Source organism: Bradyrhizobium sp. A5, assembly GCF_042076515.1.
In the GTDB taxonomy this organism is placed as follows: Bacteria; Pseudomonadota; Alphaproteobacteria; order Rhizobiales; family Xanthobacteraceae; genus Bradyrhizobium; species Bradyrhizobium cosmicum.
The window spans coordinates 4,505,431-4,521,203 of record NZ_CP148990.1; the positions used below are offsets into that span (position 1 = coordinate 4,505,431).

At 64.3% G+C, this 15,773-nt stretch carries 14 protein-coding genes; 3 read left to right on the top strand and 11 right to left on the bottom strand.

Annotated features, from left to right (window positions below):
• The first annotated feature begins 55 nt into the window (after positions 1-55).
• The 3 genes from WHZ77_RS21725 (at position 56) to WHZ77_RS21735 (ending at position 4,369) form a co-directional block, all read left to right on the top strand.
• The gene (locus tag WHZ77_RS21725) at positions 56-1,402 is read left to right on the top strand and encodes a lipopolysaccharide biosynthesis protein (RefSeq protein WP_375309807.1); all 1,347 of its coding nucleotides are present in this window, start codon (positions 56-58) and stop codon (positions 1,400-1,402) included.
• A 229-nt stretch (positions 1,403-1,631) separates the two neighbouring features.
• Positions 1,632-2,807, top strand: coding sequence for a glycosyltransferase family 4 protein (locus WHZ77_RS21730; RefSeq protein ID WP_375309808.1), 1,176 nt, complete (start codon positions 1,632-1,634; stop codon positions 2,805-2,807).
• 29 nt (positions 2,808-2,836) lie between these two features.
• On the top strand, positions 2,837-4,369 hold the full coding sequence (locus WHZ77_RS21735) for a hypothetical protein (protein WP_375314786.1): 1,533 nt from the start codon (positions 2,837-2,839) through the stop codon (positions 4,367-4,369).
• A 19-nt stretch (positions 4,370-4,388) separates the two neighbouring features.
• Here WHZ77_RS21735 and WHZ77_RS21740 read toward each other — a convergent pair whose 3' ends face one another.
• The 11 genes from WHZ77_RS21740 to WHZ77_RS21790 form a co-directional block, all read right to left on the bottom strand.
• Positions 4,389-5,150: an SDR family NAD(P)-dependent oxidoreductase gene (locus tag WHZ77_RS21740; protein ID WP_375309809.1), complete on the bottom strand. Its 762-nt coding sequence runs from the start codon at positions 5,148-5,150 to the stop codon at positions 4,389-4,391.
• A 21-nt stretch (positions 5,151-5,171) separates the two neighbouring features.
• The gene (locus tag WHZ77_RS21745; protein ID WP_375309810.1) at positions 5,172-6,911 is read right to left on the bottom strand and encodes a nitrilase-related carbon-nitrogen hydrolase; all 1,740 of its coding nucleotides are present in this window, start codon (positions 6,909-6,911) and stop codon (positions 5,172-5,174) included.
• 13 nt (positions 6,912-6,924) lie between these two features.
• Positions 6,925-7,914, bottom strand: coding sequence for an acetamidase/formamidase family protein (locus WHZ77_RS21750; RefSeq protein WP_375309811.1), 990 nt, complete (start codon positions 7,912-7,914; stop codon positions 6,925-6,927).
• A 24-nt stretch (positions 7,915-7,938) separates the two neighbouring features.
• The gene (locus WHZ77_RS21755) at positions 7,939-8,658 is read right to left on the bottom strand and encodes an ABC transporter ATP-binding protein (protein ID WP_339039545.1); all 720 of its coding nucleotides are present in this window, start codon (positions 8,656-8,658) and stop codon (positions 7,939-7,941) included.
• Position 8,659: 1 nt separating this feature from the next.
• Positions 8,660-9,376, bottom strand: a complete 717-nt coding sequence (locus tag WHZ77_RS21760; RefSeq protein ID WP_339038664.1) for an ABC transporter ATP-binding protein — start codon at positions 9,374-9,376, stop codon at positions 8,660-8,662.
• A complete protein-coding gene (locus WHZ77_RS21765) occupies positions 9,376-10,440 on the bottom strand; it encodes a branched-chain amino acid ABC transporter permease (RefSeq protein ID WP_143844388.1) in 1,065 nt (354 codons plus the stop codon). The genes WHZ77_RS21760 and WHZ77_RS21765 overlap by 1 nt, the downstream gene beginning before the upstream one ends.
• Before the next feature lie 15 nt (positions 10,441-10,455).
• Positions 10,456-11,328, bottom strand: a complete 873-nt coding sequence (locus tag WHZ77_RS21770; protein ID WP_375309812.1) for a branched-chain amino acid ABC transporter permease — start codon at positions 11,326-11,328, stop codon at positions 10,456-10,458.
• Positions 11,329-11,421: 93 nt separating this feature from the next.
• Positions 11,422-12,663, bottom strand: a complete 1,242-nt coding sequence (locus WHZ77_RS21775; RefSeq protein WP_375309813.1) for an urea ABC transporter substrate-binding protein — start codon at positions 12,661-12,663, stop codon at positions 11,422-11,424.
• A 10-nt stretch (positions 12,664-12,673) separates the two neighbouring features.
• Complete coding sequence (locus tag WHZ77_RS21780) at positions 12,674-13,339, bottom strand: ANTAR domain-containing response regulator (protein WP_375309814.1); 666 nt, start codon at positions 13,337-13,339, stop codon at positions 12,674-12,676.
• 2 nt (positions 13,340-13,341) lie between these two features.
• Complete coding sequence (locus WHZ77_RS21785) at positions 13,342-14,496, bottom strand: transporter substrate-binding domain-containing protein (RefSeq protein ID WP_375309815.1); 1,155 nt, start codon at positions 14,494-14,496, stop codon at positions 13,342-13,344.
• A gap of 264 nt (positions 14,497-14,760) precedes the next feature.
• Positions 14,761-15,684, bottom strand: a complete 924-nt coding sequence (locus tag WHZ77_RS21790; protein ID WP_375309816.1) for a LysR family transcriptional regulator — start codon at positions 15,682-15,684, stop codon at positions 14,761-14,763.
• Between the last annotated feature and the right edge of the window lie 89 nt (positions 15,685-15,773).

Consider the following 15,773-nt stretch of genomic DNA (forward strand, 5'->3'; position numbering starts at 1 on the left):
CTAGGTTGGCGCCGCACTTGAAACCGGTATCTTCGCGGGACGCCGCGTATCTCTGATGATCACCACCATTGTTCAGTTTCTGCGGCGCGACGTAACGCGCGGTGTCGTCGGGACCATCCTGCTCAAGGTTGGCAGCGGCGCACTCGCCTTTGCGGTGTTCTCGCTCGCGGCACGCACGATGACGCCGGACGGATTCGGCATATTTGCGACCTGGCTTTCAGTAGCGCAGATCGCGGCGGTCGTCGGGCTGGTCGGCCAAGAATCGCTGCTGGTGCGATTCCTGAATGAGTATCAGGTCGGAGACAGGCCTGACCTCGCCAAAGGCGTCCTCCTCTCGAGCTTGAAGATCGCCTGCGTCGCGATGCTGATCGCGATCGCCGCAGTCGCACTGGTCGCGAATCTCCGGGGCGATTGGTGGCTGCTGATCCTCGCGGTCTCGGCCTACACGGCCGTGAGCGCCGGACTGATGCTTGGCAGCCAGATCGCGCGTTCGCTGGTCAGCATTCTCATGGGCGAAGGCAACCGCGAGTTCTTCTGGCGGGTGATCGTGGTCTTGTTCCTGCTCGCAATGCTGTTCGGCCACAAGCAGCTCGATCCCACCGAGCTGATCGCGGTGATGACGATCGCCATGTCGTTGGGCCTTGTCGCGCAGATCGTCGCGATCGCGCGGGCGCTGCCGGATCTGCGCAGTACGACCGCGCGTTCCGAGAGATCCCGCTGGCGATCGAGCTCGTTTCATTTCTGGGTCGCGTCGATTCTTGAGGTCGCAAACCAGTATTTCGACGTCATTCTGGTCTACTGGATGATGGATCCCGCCACAGCCGGTATCTACTTTGCAGCGTCGCGCCTCGCCAACATCTTCGCCATGCTGTCCGCCGCGTTGTACACGTTCGGCGCGCGCCGGCTTCCTTCGCTGTACTTCAGCAAGAACCACCGGGAATTCGAGCGAACTTTAAGGCTCATGGCGGAGGTGACCGCGCTCTGCGTGGCCGCCGGGCTCGCCCTTATCTGGATTGGCGGCCCCTATCTTCTCAATCTGTTCGGGCCGCATTTCACCGCCCAGCACTCGGTCCTGATCGTGCTCGCGATCGGAACGGCCATCCAGGCGGCGGGCGGGCCATCCGCGGCAATCCTGCAGCTGACCGGCCATGAACGCATCTATGTCCCGGTCGTTGCCGCGAACGTCGCGCTGCGATTGGTCGGGTTTGTCGTGCTCATTCCCTGGCTCGGCGTGCTGGGTGCGGCGATCGCGGCCACCGTGTCACTGGCGCTCACGACCGTCGCCCTCAACATCCTGTGCCGCAAGCGAACCGGGGTCGACCCTTCGGTTCTCGTCCTGTTGCGTCTCTCGGCCTGGAAACGCGGCACTTACGCGGTCCGTGGGGCGGACTCCAGCGACTAGGCGTCCGCGCGGGGGTCATCCGCTGTCACGCGCCCTCTCGCGCGCAGAGCCGTTGGTTAACACGCTCGCTGCGCACCCTTCGGGAACCGACCAATTCCTGCGCCAACGATGTCCTCCAGCAAGCCTCGCATTAACTCCGTTTGCTGCTTGTCGGTGTCCGACCGACACCCGCATGGTAGGTACGGGGTTAAGAAGGTGAAGAATTCGTTTCTTTTGCGGGTCGGGATCCGTGCTGCACTACCAGCCGAACAAGGAATTGGACGAGACGAACGCGACAGCGCTTGCGCAGCCGAACGGCGGCGAGCGAAAGCTGCACGTGCTTCTCGTCCAGACCCAGGCCGAGAACGCGGGTGCGCAGGAGATTTCGAGACTGCTGGGCGCCGGCCTCTCGGCGCGCGGCCATCGCGTCTCCAACCTGTTCTTCTTCCGCAAATCGGACTCGTTCGATGAGCCGCCGGACACGTTCTACTGCGCGACGAGCCGGCCGGGCAATCCGCTGTCGCTGCTGCGCATGCTGGGGAGGCTCGGCGGCCACATCAGGATGATCAGGCCTGACGCCGTCCTGACATTCCAGCATTTCGGCAACGTCATCGGCGCAGGCATGACGCGCCTCGTCAGCCGCGCGCCGGTTGTCGCCAACCAGGTTTCATCCGCGCTGGCGATGAGCTGGCCGGTCCGCACCGCCGACATCGCCATGGGCAGCGTCGGCTTCTTCGACCGCATCACGCTCAACTCGCGGGACATGGAGCGCGAGTATTCGCGCTACCCCGCAGCCTACCGGTCGCGCATGGTGCATGTGCCGCACGGCTTCGAGGACAAGGCGCTCGTCTTGTCGAAGGACGACGCGCGGCAAAACTTCAATCTGCCGCCGGACCGCGTCCTGCTCGGCTGCGCGGCGAGGCTGCACCCGCACAAGCGGCTCGATGCGGCAATACGGCTGTTGCCGGACGAACCGTCCTGGCATCTCGCGCTGGCTGGCCAAGGGGCCGACGAGACGCGGCTGAGGCAGCTCGCGGATTCCCTGAAGGTCTCGGACAGATTGCATCTGCTCGGCGAAATCGCTCCGCGCCAGATCGCCGGCTTTCTCGCCTGCCTCGACGTGTTCGTCTTTCCGACGCAGGCCGAGACCTTTGGTCTGGCCGCGGTCGAAGCCGCAAACGCGGGCGTTCCCTCCGTCGTCACGGATCTTCCCGTGCTGCGCGAGGTTCTGTCCTTCGAAGGAAAGCCCACGGCCCTCTTTGTCGATACGTCAGATCAGAAGAAGCTGGCGGCTGCCGTCTCCAGGCTCCTGTCCGACCAGGCACTGAGCGCCGAACTGCAACACAACGCCAAAGGCCTGAGGTTGCGCTATTCGGTCGACGCGATGGTGGAGGAATACGTTCAAATCCTCAGCCAGGTTATCTGACCAGATGCGCTGGAATGGATTGGCTCGACATGATCATCGAGTTTCGCTGCGAATGTGACCATGCGCGGCGGTGGATGCACCGCGAGACGCTGTCGATCGACGGCCGGGATGTTCCGGTTCAGATCGCGTGGACGGCGACCACCGAGCCGCGGCCCGCAGGTCTCGACGCGCTGTTCGGGCTGGAGCGCCTGGTGCTGCACAAGGGCAAGCCCAGCGGAGCCGACAGGCTGACGATCACTCCGGAACAGACGCGGGCGCGTACCGGCACGGTCGACGTGGTCATCGACTTCACGAGCGCCGCACGCGATCCGAACTGTTCTGCCCGGCTCTATCTACGCCCGTTGTTCAACGGAGCCGCGGGCGAGAATGCCGCACTCACCGCCGTTCTCGCCGGCGACCTGCCCGTCATCGAGATTGTCAACGAGATCGACGGTGCGGTGCTCGATCGCGGTCACCCCTCCGCAGAAATCGCGGCCGGCCTGAGCGGCGGGCTCGAAACGATCATGGCGCGAACACTGACCATGGTGGCGGCAATCCTGTCGGGACGCCCGCGCATCGTGCCGCAACTGGCGCGTCCTGCACGGAGCGGCGACGGCCGCGGACCAGCAGCCTATGTCGCGCGCGGCCTCGCCGTATCGATCGCCAAGGAAATCTATCGCCTCTGCTGCTATGCCCCGCATTGGCACGTCGGATGGCGCTTCAACGATGGCGACGGCGTCTGGCAGACCGGCGATCTCTCCGGTCCCACATGGCACGTGCTGGGTGATCCCGGAAACCATTTCTACGCCGATCCCTTTCCCATCACCTGGCAGGGGCGAACATTCGTCTTCTTTGAAGACCTCGATCACCGGGTCGGAAAAGGCATCATCTCGGCGATCGAGTTCGGCGACACCGGACCGGTCGGCGACGTCGTGCCCGTGCTGGAGGAGCCCTGGCATCTCTCCTATCCATTTCTGATGGAGGATGACGGCGAGTTGTGGATGATCCCGGAGAGCTCGCTCCATGGCGACGTCGCGCTCTACAAATGCGTCCGGTTTCCGGACAAATGGGAGCGGCACGCGACGCTGCTCTCCGGCCTCGAGATCGCCGACGCTACGATCACGCGGCACAACGGGCTGAACTATCTGTTCGGAGCCTGGCGCGATGGAACCGGCGGCTATTCGGATGCGCTGGCGATCTACTACGCCGACCACCTGCTCGGCCCCTGGACGCCCCATGCCAGCAACCCGGTCATGATCGACCGCGCGAGCACACGGCCGGCGGGGAATTTCGTCACCATGGACGGCAAATTGTGGCGGCCGGTGCAGGACTGCGCCGACGGATATGGCGCGGCGCTCGCTCTGGCCGAGATTGTCGAACTGTCGCCGACGACGTTCAAGCAGATCGTCCGCCACTCGCTCAAGCCCGGACCGCTGTGGCCCGGCCGAAAGCTGCACACGCTGAACCGCTGCGGCCGGCTCGAGGTCATCGACGGATCGCGCGTTCAACCCAAGACCAGCGCCTTCGCAGCCAAATTCCCATCGGCGGCCTTGCCCCCGCGGACCAGCCCGCACACGGCCTGAACGACATCTGCCTCGCGCGCTAGAACTGCACCCCGCGCGTCAGGGCGCCGTCGACAACGAGGTTCGTCCCCGTAATGAAGCTTGCGGCGCGGCTGGCGAGGAAGACGGCGGCGTTGGCCATTTCCTGCGGCGTGCCCATTCGCCCCGTCGGATTGAGTGCCAGGGCGGTCTTGTAGAGCTCGGGATTGTTGTCCTTGATCATGTTCCAGACGCCGCCCTCGAAATAGGTGTTCCCCGGCGAAACCGAGTTGGCGCGAATGCCCTTGCCGGCGAGCTGATTGGCGAGACCTTGCGTGTAATGGATGATGGCCGCCTTGAAGGTGCCGTAGGGACCGGCGGCGAAATCGACCTCGCGCCCCGAGACGCTCGATATGGTGACGATCGCGCCGGCGGCGCTCTTCTCCAGATAGGGCATGGCTGCGTTCACCAGCCGGACCGTGCCCATCATGTCGGTCGCAAACTCCTTCTCCCAGCTTTCCTCGTCCTGGCCGATCGCGAGCGCGCTGACATTGGCCACGACGACATCGATGCCGCCGAGCTTCGAGGCCATATCGCCCACCCAGGCCTTCAGGACGGCGGCGTCGGCGACATCGACCGCACCGCCATAGGCCGCAACGCCCTTGGCCTTGAGCGCAGCGACCGTGCTCTCAACCTCGTCCAGATTGCGCGAGCACACGCCCACATCGGCGCCTTCGGTCGCGAACGTCTCGGCGATCGCGCGGCCGATTCCCTTGGTGCTTCCCGTGACGAGAACCTTGGCGTCCTTGAGTCCCAGATCCATGGCAGAATTCCTTTTCCCGGTTCAGTAATTGTTCGCGACCGCCTTGATCAATCCACGATAGCTGTGCGGCATGCGCATCGACACCAGATCCTTTCGCCGCACGACATTGGTCGGATAGACGCTGTCGAGATTGGTGGTGTCGACCAGCGCGGTTGCAAGGCCCGTGTCGCCGGCCGCGATCGCCTCCCGCCGCGGGAACGCGAACGTGTCGGGGCCGAACACCCCGCTCAGCCCGGGATAACCGCGCTCGGGATCGACGACATTGGCGAAGGCGAAGAACAGGTTGTTTTCGCCGGCGCGAACCCGGAAATGATGCCAGTGATGCGGATCCGGCCCGGTCGGAATCGGTGCCGGCTGATCGACCTGCGTGCCGGCATGCGACGAACTGAAGCGCCCCTTGATCGCGGCGGGGCACGCGATGAGATCGCAGCCGCGCAACGCCAGCACCCGCCCCGCCTCCGGGAACGACGCATCATGACCGATCAGCAGCCCAATCCGGCCGATCGGCGTGTCGACGACGGTCCAACTGTTACCGGCCGTGGCCCAGCTGCGCTCGTCGGCCGTGAGATGCGTCTTGCGATACACCGAGATGCCACCGTCGGGCGCGACGAGGCAGGCGCTGTTGTAGAGCAGATCGCCGTCGCGTTCGGCGAGGCCGCAGACGAGGTAGAGACCGAGCTCGCTTGCAATCCTGCAGAGGCTGTCGGTCGCCGGCCCCGGGATCGGTTGCGCCGATCTCGCGGGATCGGCCAATCCCGTCAGCGCGAGCTCCGGAAAGACCACAAGCTCCGCGCCCTCGTCGCTGGCCTTGCGCGCGAGCGCTGCGATCTCCGCGAGATTTTGGCTGACGTCATCGCGAGGTGCGAATTGCGCGACGCTGACTTGCGACGTCTTGCCCGTCGGCCACGGCTCATGGCCATAGAGCCCGAAGAACTCGCGCGGATTCCAGCTGAACGTATCGGTGAGCAGTTCAGGGTAAAGCTCCGGCCGACGCTGTGCGAACACCGTCTCGCCGAGCATGCGGCGCGCGCGGGCGGCGCCAAGATCGATCTCCGACATCAGGACACCATCGCCCTTGTCGAGCACGGCCGTCACCTGCCCGTCCGGCGCGATCACGCAGCTGCCGCCGCTGAACTGCACGGTGCGCTCCAGACCCCATCGATTGCTCTCGATGACATAGCAGCCGTTCTCGAAGGCGCGGCTGATCCAGTATGGCGCCGGCGTGCGCTCGGCCAGCCAGTTCGAGATGTGGCAGATGACGTCCGCGCCGCCGAGCGCCATCAGCCGCGCGGTCTCGACGAAATGGATGTCCATGCAGATCAGCAGCGCGATCCGCCCGACCGGCGTCTCGAACACCTGGTTGTGCAGATCGCCCGCCGCCGCCCATTTCGGCTCGGAGATATAAGGATGCGTCTTGCGGTGGCGGCCGACGATGCCGTCGGGCCCGATCAGGACGGCCGAGTTGAAGTAGATGCCGTCCTCGTCGACCTCCGGCATGCCGACCACGATGTAACAGCCGTGCCTACGCGCCAGCGCCGCAAAGCGGTTCGTGGTCGGCCCCGGGATCGTCTCGACGAAGGGAGCGACCTCGGCACGGTCGAACCAGCAATAGCCGGTCGTCCCCATTTCCGGCGTGACGATCAGCCTGGCACCGGCCGCCGCCGCCTGCTCGCAGAGCTCGAGCAGGCGCGCGATGTTGCGCTCCTTCTCGAATATGGTCGGCTCGAACTGGACGGCTGCGACCTTGTGCTTGGTGGACATGATCCGGCTGGCCTCAAACGAGATAGGACTTCTTGATGGAGGCGCCGAGCGTATATTTCGGGTCCACCATGTTGCCGACCCGCATCCGTCCGGCCTGGGTCAGCAGCATATAGGCGTCGATCTCATCGAAGCCGTAATCGGCCGCCATCCAGCGGCAGAGTTCGCGATAGGCGATGCGGGCGGCATCCTCCATCGGCCGCGCCGAACCGATGGTCATGATGAAATCCTTGGTCTCAAGCCGCGGCCAGGCGATGGTCCAGTTCTTGATCAGGTCGATCTGCACCGTGGTCACGGTCGGATGCTCGATGGCGACGCCGCAGAGCTCGCCGTCACCCTGCGCGGCGTGGCAGTCGCCAAGATAGAGCAGCGCGCCCTTGGTGTTGACCGGCAGGTAGATGACGGCGCCGACGCCGACATCCGGAAGGTCCATGTTGCCGCCGTAATAGTCGGGAACGAGCGATGAGATCGCCTCGATCTCCGGCGAGGTGCCGATGGTGCCGATGAAGGGCTCATAGGGCAGCGTGATCTTATCGCTCCACTTCGTGCCCGTCTTGGCGTCGATCTCGAGCTTCTTGACACGCTCCGGCAGTGCGGGATTGAGCAGCGCCGTATTCCCCGTGCTGACCAGGCCGCCGAAATCCGGCATGATCACGGTCGTGCCGCGCGGCTGCGGCCCACGCGGCACGATGCTCTCGATGTAGACCGCGAGCGTGTCGCCCTTCTCCGCGCCGTTGACGTGGATCGGCCCGTTCTGCGGATTGAGGAACGGGAAATTGAGGATTTTCGACGGGCTGTCGGTCTCGTGCTTGATCGCGCCTTCGAACGCGTCGTGGGTCTCGGCGGAGACGACCGCGCCGGGATCGACGGTCAGCACAGAATCCACATAGGGCCCGTACACATAGTGGTACTTGCCCTGCTCGCTTTCCGTGATCGTATACTCCTTGCCGCGCGCGCCCTTGGCGACGCCTTTGCGTGCCATGATCGACTCGTTTTGCCAGGCCATTGCTGTTCTCCTTGGTTGGACTGTCTAGACCGCGAGGTGCCGGCGCATCTCCGCGACGTCGTCGAGCGCTGAGCGGTCGAGACTTGCGACGATGCGGCCCTTGTCCATGACGTAGCAGCGCTGCGCCATGGCGCGGATCATGTCGAGATTCTGCTCGACCAGGATGATGGTCACGCCGGTCTTGCGGTTGAGCTCGACCATGTTGCGCGCGATGTCCTGGACGATGTTGGGCTGGATACCTTCGGATGGCTCGTCCAGCAGGATCAGGCTCGGATCGGCTATCAGGACCCGTCCGATCGCCAGCTGCTGCTGCTGGCCTCCGGACATGGTGCCGGCGCGCTGCTGCCAGCGCTCTTCGAGAATGGGAAAGGCCTCGACGATCTTGCGCCGGCCCGCCTCGGGGATGCCGCCGCCCTTGATCGCGGCACCGACCGCGACGTTCTCGCCGACGGTCAGGCGCGGAAATACGTCGCGTCCCTGCGGCACATAGCCCATGCCGAGTCGCGCCCGCCTGTGCGCCGGCAGCGATTCCACGGCCTCGCCGCGATAGACGATCGAGCCACTCATCGCCGGCACGAGCCCGATCAGGCTCTTCATCAGCGTCGATTTGCCAACGCCGTTGCGCCCGATGACCGCGACGATCTCGCCTTCCCGCACCTCGATCTCGAGGCCCTGGAGCACCGGCTTGCCGCCATAGCCGGCACGCAGGCCCAGCGTCGAGAGGATCACTTCCTTGCGCGGCATATCAAGCATGGGCCTGCCCCAGATAGATCGCTGCCACGCGCTCGTCGGCCACGATCTCGTCGATCGAGCCCTGCGCGAAGACCTGGCCGAGATGCAGCACGGTGACGCGCTGGGCGACCTGCCGCACGAACGCCATGTCGTGCTCGATCGCCAGCACGGTCATGCCGCCGGCATTGAGCCGCTGCACCATTTTGCCGGTCATGTGGGTTTCCTCCGGCGACATGCCGGCGGTCGGCTCGTCGAGTAGCAAGAGGCGCGGCTTCAGGCTGATCGCCATGCCGATCTCCAGCCATTGCTTCTGGCCGTGGCTGAGATTGCCTGCCGTCTGCGCCTGCTCGGATTCGAGGCCAAGGAAGCCGAGCAGCCGATTGATCTCGGCCTCGAGCTCAGCGCCGCGATGCTGAATCTGCAGGGCGATCTCGAGGTTCTGGCGGACGGACAGGCCCTTGAAGACGCCCGGCACCTGGAACTTGACCGACAGGCCGCGATGAATCCGCGCAAAGGATTTCAGCGCGGTGATGTTCTCCCCCGCGAAAAGGATCTCGCCGCTGCCGGGATGATGCTCCCCCAGGATCAGGCGGAACAGCGTGCTCTTGCCGGCACCGTTCGGCCCGATCAGGCAATGGATCTCGCCGGGCTCGAGCGTCAGGTTCACGCCGTTGGTGACGTGCAGGCCGCCAAAATGCTTGTTCAGTTCGCGCAGCTCGAGCAGCGACATCAGCCGGCCCTCTGCGTGAGGCGCGCTGCGAGCCGCCCGAGCCAGTTCATCGCGCCGAGCACGAGACCGTTCGGGGCGATCAGGACCGTCAGCACCAGCAGCACGCCCATGAAAACGAGCGCGTACTGGCTGCCGTAGATCGTCAGCGCCTGGAACGCCGCAAGCACCACCAGCGTGCCGACTACGGTCGAGGTCAGGTCGCTGCGGCCGCCGACCGCGACCCAGATCAGCGGCAGCGCCGCCGCCGTCATGCCCATGCTCGACGGCGTGATGTATTGGCCCCACGCCGTGTAGAGCACGCCCGATATCCCCGCGAGCGCGGCGCCGATGACGAAGGTGATGAGCTGGTATTTGCGGATATCGTAGCCCAGCATCTCCGCCCTTTCAGGGTTCTCGCGGATGGCGACGATGACGTTGCCGAACGACGAGTTCATCAGGATGCGCAAGGCCAGATAGACGAAGACCAGGAGCCCGAGCACGAAATAGTAGAGCCCGACATCGGCGAACAGCACGATCGGCTCGCCCGGCCAGGGGATGGTGAGCGGCGGCATCGCGCTCATGCCGTTGAAGCCGTTGAGCCGCGCGCTGCCGATGTGCCACTCCGGCCCCGCGGTCTGCGCCATGAAGCGCTCCAGCATCAGCGTCACGGCGAGCGTGACGATGCCGAGGAACACACCGGCGATGCGGCCGAAGAACATGAAATAGCCGAGCAGGACCGCGAACAGCGCCGCAATTGCGATCGCAGCCACAAACGCGACCAGCGTGAAGCCATAGGCCGAGCCGAAATTGAGGGTGAGAACCCCATAGCCATAGCCGGCGATGCCGAAGAACGCGGTCTGCCCGAAGGACAGCGAGCCGCCATAGCCCCAGATCAGGCATAGACTCAGCGCGATGAACACCCAGACAAAGAAGTAGACGGTGTTGCCGACCGTGTAGCCGTCGCTGAACAGCGGATACGCGAGCGCGATCGCAAGCACGATGGCAAAGAGGCCCCAGAAGGCCCGACCGCGACCGACGGTCTGCGGGCCTTCGAGACGGCGAAAAAAGGAAACAAGAGCAGTCACGACGCCATCACTCCGTCAGGTGCGTTCGCGCAGCACGAAGCCGGAGATGCCCCTCGGCAGCACCCGGACCACGATGATGACCGCAACCAGCAGGCCGATCTGGCCGAACAACTGTCCCTGCCAGGACGTCATCCCCGACTTCACGATCGCAAGCAGGCCGCCGGCGGGCGCCGTGCCGAGGAAAACGTCGGCACCGCCGATCACGACCGTGACGAACGCCTCCATGATGAAGGTCGCGCCCATGGTCGGCACCAGCGTCATGGTCGGCGCATAGAGGCCACCGGCAAGGCCGGCGAGCCCCGCGCCGCAGGCGAAGGTCAGGCTGTAGATCAGGCGCGTATCGACGCCGAGGGCCGCCGCCATGTGCGGCACCTGGATGGTGGCGCGCGCCAGCACGCCGAAGCGAGTCCAGTTGAACAGCGCATAGAGCGCGGCGAGCACGCCGAGCGCGGAGCAAAACAGCACGATGCGGTAGATCGAATAGGAGTAGTCGCCGACCTGAAAACTGCTGAATGGCGTTCCGACCCCGGCCATGGTCGAGCCGACCATGATCAGCGTGCCCTGCGTGGCGATCAGGCTGAGCCCCCAGGTTGCGACGATGGTGTCGAGCGGCCGATCGTAGAGATGACGGATCACCGCGAGTTCGACCAGCACGCCGACCAGCGCAGACACGACCGTCCCCGCCAGGATACCGAGCGGGAGCGGCAAACCGGCATGCACGGTCGCCGCGGTGACATAGGCACCGCACATGATGAACTCGCCATGGGCCAGATTGATCACGCCCATCATGCCGAAGATCACCGCGAGCCCGCAGGCCGAGAGCACCAGGAACGCGAAGGCGTCACCGAATTGATAAAGTGCCGAAAAGACGTGGGTCGCGATGTCCATGAATCAACCAGATCGATGAGAGGGACGACGTTGCCGTCGCGGGTAACCGTGATCGCCCCGGCGCGCAGGTACGCCGGGACGACCAGCCGCCGGTCAGGGTTTCGGCGGGGGGTTCGACGGCGTGTACTGGGCCATCGGATCTTTCTTGGTGAGATCGCAGCCGGCTTCACCCAGCCAGTACGGCTTGATGTCCTCCCAGGTCTTCGGGAAGGAGATCGCGTGATCGGCACCGACCTTGGCGAGATAGATCGTGTGCGACATGTGCTGGCTCTTCGGGTCGATGCAGACCTTGCCTTCCGGCGCGTCCATGCAGACGTCGCCCAACGCGATCACCTTGCGGATGTCCTCGCGCTTGGTCGACTTCGCCCGCTCGACCATCTGCTTGTAGAGGTAGACCGCGAGATAGGAGTTCTCCGCCTCCTGGTTCACATAGGGCTCGCTCGGGAATTTGGCCTTGAACTTCGCGTAGAACTCCTTGCTCTTCGGCGAGTCGATTTCCTCGATGTAGTTGGTGGTAACGTACATGTCCTTCAGGCTCGGCGGCTTGAAGCGCTTGTGCTCGTAGCCCTGGCCGACGTTGACCGAGGATGCCATCGGCAGGTTGACGTTCGCGGAGGCCGCCTGCTCGTAATAGGAAGCCTGCGCGGTTCCGACCAGCAGCGTGACCACGAAGTCGGGCTTGGCCTTCTGGATGTTCTGGATACTCTGGGAGAATTGCGACACGCCGAGCGGGATGAACTCCTCGCCGGCCATCTTGCCACCGTTCTCCTTGACGATCTTGCGCACCCATTCCGCCGAGATCTGGCCGAAATTGTAGTCGGCGGCGAGCGTGTACACGTTCTTGCCGTACTTCTCCATCATGTAGGGAATGAGCGTGGAGAACTGCTGCTCCGGCACCGCGCCCGTTACGATCATGTGGCCGTCGCAGACGCCGCCTTCGTACTGGTTGTTGTAGAAGGCAAAGCCGTTGAACTGATCGACAATCGGCCGATACGCCTCGCGCGAGGCCGAGGAGAAGCCCGCGAACACCACGTCGACCTTGTCACGCTGCAGCACACGCCGCATGAACTCCTGGTAGCGGGTGTTGTCGGACTGCGTGTCGTAAGGGACGAGCTCCAGCGGCCGGCCCATGATGCCACCCGCCTTGTTGATCTCCTCGGCGGCGAGCTGGATGGCGTGGACCTTGCCGATCGTGGCCGCGGCGAAGTCGCCGGACTGATCCTCCAGCACGCCGAGCTTGATCGGGTTCTCCGCCGCGAATGCCGGGACTGATCCGAGGACAAGCGTCCCCGTGAGGGCTGCGGCACGCAGCCCCCGCAATACAGACTTGCTCATTTTGCTTCTCCTAGATGGCTTGCTTGTTGCCGCCTTGCAGCATGATGCCGGTCGTGCGGCCGGACGTATCGGGCGGCTTCGCCCGCTTGCTCAGGAACTCCTCGCAATAGAGTTCCATGTTCTGCCGCGCGCGCATGCTTTCGCGACGGAGCTGGGAATAGGCACCTTCCTCGTCGAGACCGCCCTGCTGCATTAGCAGGATCACGGCCCGGATCACCGCGCGACGACCGCGGCGGCGTTCCTCGAGGTCCTGCAGGCGCTCGCTCATTTCGGCGCGCAGCAGGAACTGGTTGATGCCCATGAACAGGGATGTGTAGACCGCACCGCCATGCACCGGCTTGCGCAGGAACGAGGTCGCACCGAGATTGACGAGCGCCTTCAGCCGGCTCGGCGCCTCGACGCCGACGAGGCCGATCACCGGCACCGGCGGCAGCCGCGAGGTGGGATGGACCTCGATCGCGACGGCCCCTTCGAGATCGCCGTCGACGAAGAGAATGTCGCGGTCGGCCTGCAGGCTCGTCACGTCGATCTGCGCGCGGCCGTCGATGATTTCGGGGTATTCGGTGGAGACGCCAAGCTTGGCGAGCGTCGTTTCGAGCGTGCTCTCCCATCCGCCTCGCCGTGTCACGACGATGGCGCGGCCGCCCTTGAAGTTCTGTAGCAGTCGAGAGCTCATGATTACACCACCTTCAACAGCGGAGAGCGCATTGCGCTGGCAAAGCGCGGCGACGACTGGACGAGATAGGGATCGGGCGCGATCGGCTCGCGGGATTCCAGCAGCACCTCGAATTGCCCGTTGACGGACGAGCGGCCGATCCGCGGCGTGAGCCAGGCGTGAAAGGTCTGCCGGTCGATACGGACCTCACCTTGCGGCGCGCGCAGCCGCTGATCGGCCACGGCGGCGCGCACCCTGCGCGCATCGTCGGTGCCGGCCTGCGACAATGCGGCCGCGAGCAGCTTGACCGCGATATAGGACGACTCGGCGTCGGCCGAGGAGACCGGTCCATCCGGAAAGGATTGCGCATACGCATTGATGAAGGCGGCATTCTCCGGCGAATTCAGCGACGAGAAATAGACGCTCGACGACAGATGTCCGTCGATGGCATCGGGGCCGATCTCCGGCAATTCCGGTTCGGACAGCGTGCAGCTCGCGACGGGAATTTCCGCGGCCTGATCGATCCCGCGTGCGCGGCAGGCGGCACGGAACGCGCGGAAGAAGGCATAGGCGCTGGTGCCGATCAGATTGTTGAAGACGAAGTCCGGGCGCTGCTCGATGATCGCGGCAATGACCTGGTCGACCTCGGTATCGCCCATCGAGAGATAGCGCTCGGCGAGCACGGTACCGCCATGCGCGATCAGCGCCTCGCGGAAGATGCGGTTGTTCTCCCAGGCCCAGATATAATTCGAGCCGATGCAGAAGGCGCGCGAGCCGACCCGGGACGCCAGATAGTCGACGAGCGGCAGCACGTGCTGGTTGGGCGCCGCGCCGGTATAGATGACGTTATCGGAGCTCTCGAAACCCTCGTAGTGCGAGGGATACCAGAGCAGCCCGTCGAACTTCTCGAAACACGGGATCACTTCCTTGCGGCTCGACGAGGTGTAGCAGCCGACCACCTGGCGTATGCCGGAACCGAGCAGCTCAAGGCTGAGCGAACGATAGCGCGCGAGGTCGCCCGACGGATTGACCACCACTGGCTCCAGCTCGATATCGTGGCTGGTTGCGTTGACCTCCTCAAACGCGAGCAACGCGCCATTGAGGATCGACCGCGCGACGACGCTGTAGGAGCCCGTCGTCGAGAACATCACGCCAATCCGATAATGTCTTCGCGTCATCACTCGATCCAAAATAAAAAAGCGCCCGCCGGCTGTAAAGCCGAGGGCGCGCTCGCCGCCAACCAAACACGCATTCGCGTGGCGTTGGAAATGGTTTGAACTTGTTCGCGTTGACGGGCTGCCTTGCCCGACGCTCGTGCATTACGGTCGTTGAGATCGGTTATTATGTCAAGCGCGTTGTTGCAGCGAAGATTGCCGCAATTCGTGTCGACGTGTAGCAAAACTGTGCAGTGCGGTCAGAGCCCCCGGAACTCCGCCTGCCCATCACTTTGTCGCGTCGATCCAGATTCCCGGCTCTGAATGCTCTCGGATGTGGCTGACAAGAAAATCGGAAAAGACCCTGATCTTGGCGGGCAGCCGGACGCGGTTCTGATAGGCGATGTTCATGGTGAGCAGCGGCAGCTCCCAACCCATCAGCACGGGCACCAGACGGCCGGCCGCGATATCGCTCTGCACTATGTAAAGCGGCTGGATCAGGATGCCGAGCCCGGCGCGCGCAGCGCCGCAGATGATCTGACCGTCATTGCTGTCGAGCGTCGGTGCGATCCGGATCGTCTGCGTTGCGCCCCCTTGGCTCAGGCGCAGCGAATAGGGATCGTTGGCGAGGTTGTAGATCAGCATGTTGTGGCGGGCCAGATCGGCGGGATGCTCCGGCCGTCCGTGCTTCTCCAGATAGGACGGAGCAGCCGCGAGCACGCGATGCATCTGGCCGATGCGGCGGACGATGATATTGGAATCCGGTTCCTGCTCGCGCGTGCGGATCGCCACGTCGATGCCGGCCTCGATGAAGTCCAGATAGCGGTTTGCGCTGATGATCTGCACGCTGAGATCAGGATAGAGCGCGCGGAAGGCCGGCAGCATCGGCGCGAGATAGATCATCGCGAAGGACAGCGAACTCGTTACCCGCAGCATGCCCTTCGGCGACAGCGCTCGGTCGGAGACGGCGTCTTCGGCTTCGGCCAATTCGTTCAGAAGCGGGTTGCAGCGCTGCAGTAGCTCCTGCCCCGCTTCGGTCAGCCATTGCCGGCGCGTGTTGCGCTCGATCAGCCGGACCGCAAGCCGTTCCTCCAGCGCGCTGAGATGGCGGCTGGCAGCCGCGTTCGACATCCGGAGCGTTTCGGCGGCCTTGGACAGGCTGCCGAGTTCGGCGGTTCTGGAGAAGACTTCGAGTTGGAGCAGCCGGTCCATTTTTGCATAAATCGGAAAAGAGACTTACAAATTTTGGTCTTTATTTCCACTTTCCGCAAGGCAAAATAGCGCCAACAAAGCACAATGGC

Bases quoted from the DNA above. Each gene is read 5' to 3' on its own strand.
- WHZ77_RS21725 (WP_375309807.1), top strand. From the start codon at position 56: ATGATCACCACCATTGTTCAGTTTCTGCGGCGCGACGTAACGCGCGGT.
- WHZ77_RS21735 (WP_375314786.1), top strand. From the start codon at position 2,837: ATGATCATCGAGTTTCGCTGCGAATGTGACCATGCGCGGCGGTGGATG.
- WHZ77_RS21740 (WP_375309809.1), bottom strand. From the start codon at position 5,150: ATGGATCTGGGACTCAAGGACGCCAAGGTTCTCGTCACGGGAAGCACC.
- WHZ77_RS21745 (WP_375309810.1), bottom strand. From the start codon at position 6,911: ATGTCCACCAAGCACAAGGTCGCAGCCGTCCAGTTCGAGCCGACCATA.
- WHZ77_RS21750 (WP_375309811.1), bottom strand. From the start codon at position 7,914: ATGGCCTGGCAAAACGAGTCGATCATGGCACGCAAAGGCGTCGCCAAG.
- WHZ77_RS21755 (WP_339039545.1), bottom strand. From the start codon at position 8,658: ATGCCGCGCAAGGAAGTGATCCTCTCGACGCTGGGCCTGCGTGCCGGC.
- WHZ77_RS21760 (WP_339038664.1), bottom strand. From the start codon at position 9,376: ATGTCGCTGCTCGAGCTGCGCGAACTGAACAAGCATTTTGGCGGCCTG.
- WHZ77_RS21770 (WP_375309812.1), bottom strand. From the start codon at position 11,328: ATGGACATCGCGACCCACGTCTTTTCGGCACTTTATCAATTCGGTGAC.
- WHZ77_RS21775 (WP_375309813.1), bottom strand. From the start codon at position 12,663: ATGAGCAAGTCTGTATTGCGGGGGCTGCGTGCCGCAGCCCTCACGGGG.
- WHZ77_RS21780 (WP_375309814.1), bottom strand. From the start codon at position 13,339: ATGAGCTCTCGACTGCTACAGAACTTCAAGGGCGGCCGCGCCATCGTC.
- WHZ77_RS21785 (WP_375309815.1), bottom strand. From the start codon at position 14,496: ATGACGCGAAGACATTATCGGATTGGCGTGATGTTCTCGACGACGGGC.
- WHZ77_RS21790 (WP_375309816.1), bottom strand. From the start codon at position 15,684: ATGGACCGGCTGCTCCAACTCGAAGTCTTCTCCAGAACCGCCGAACTC.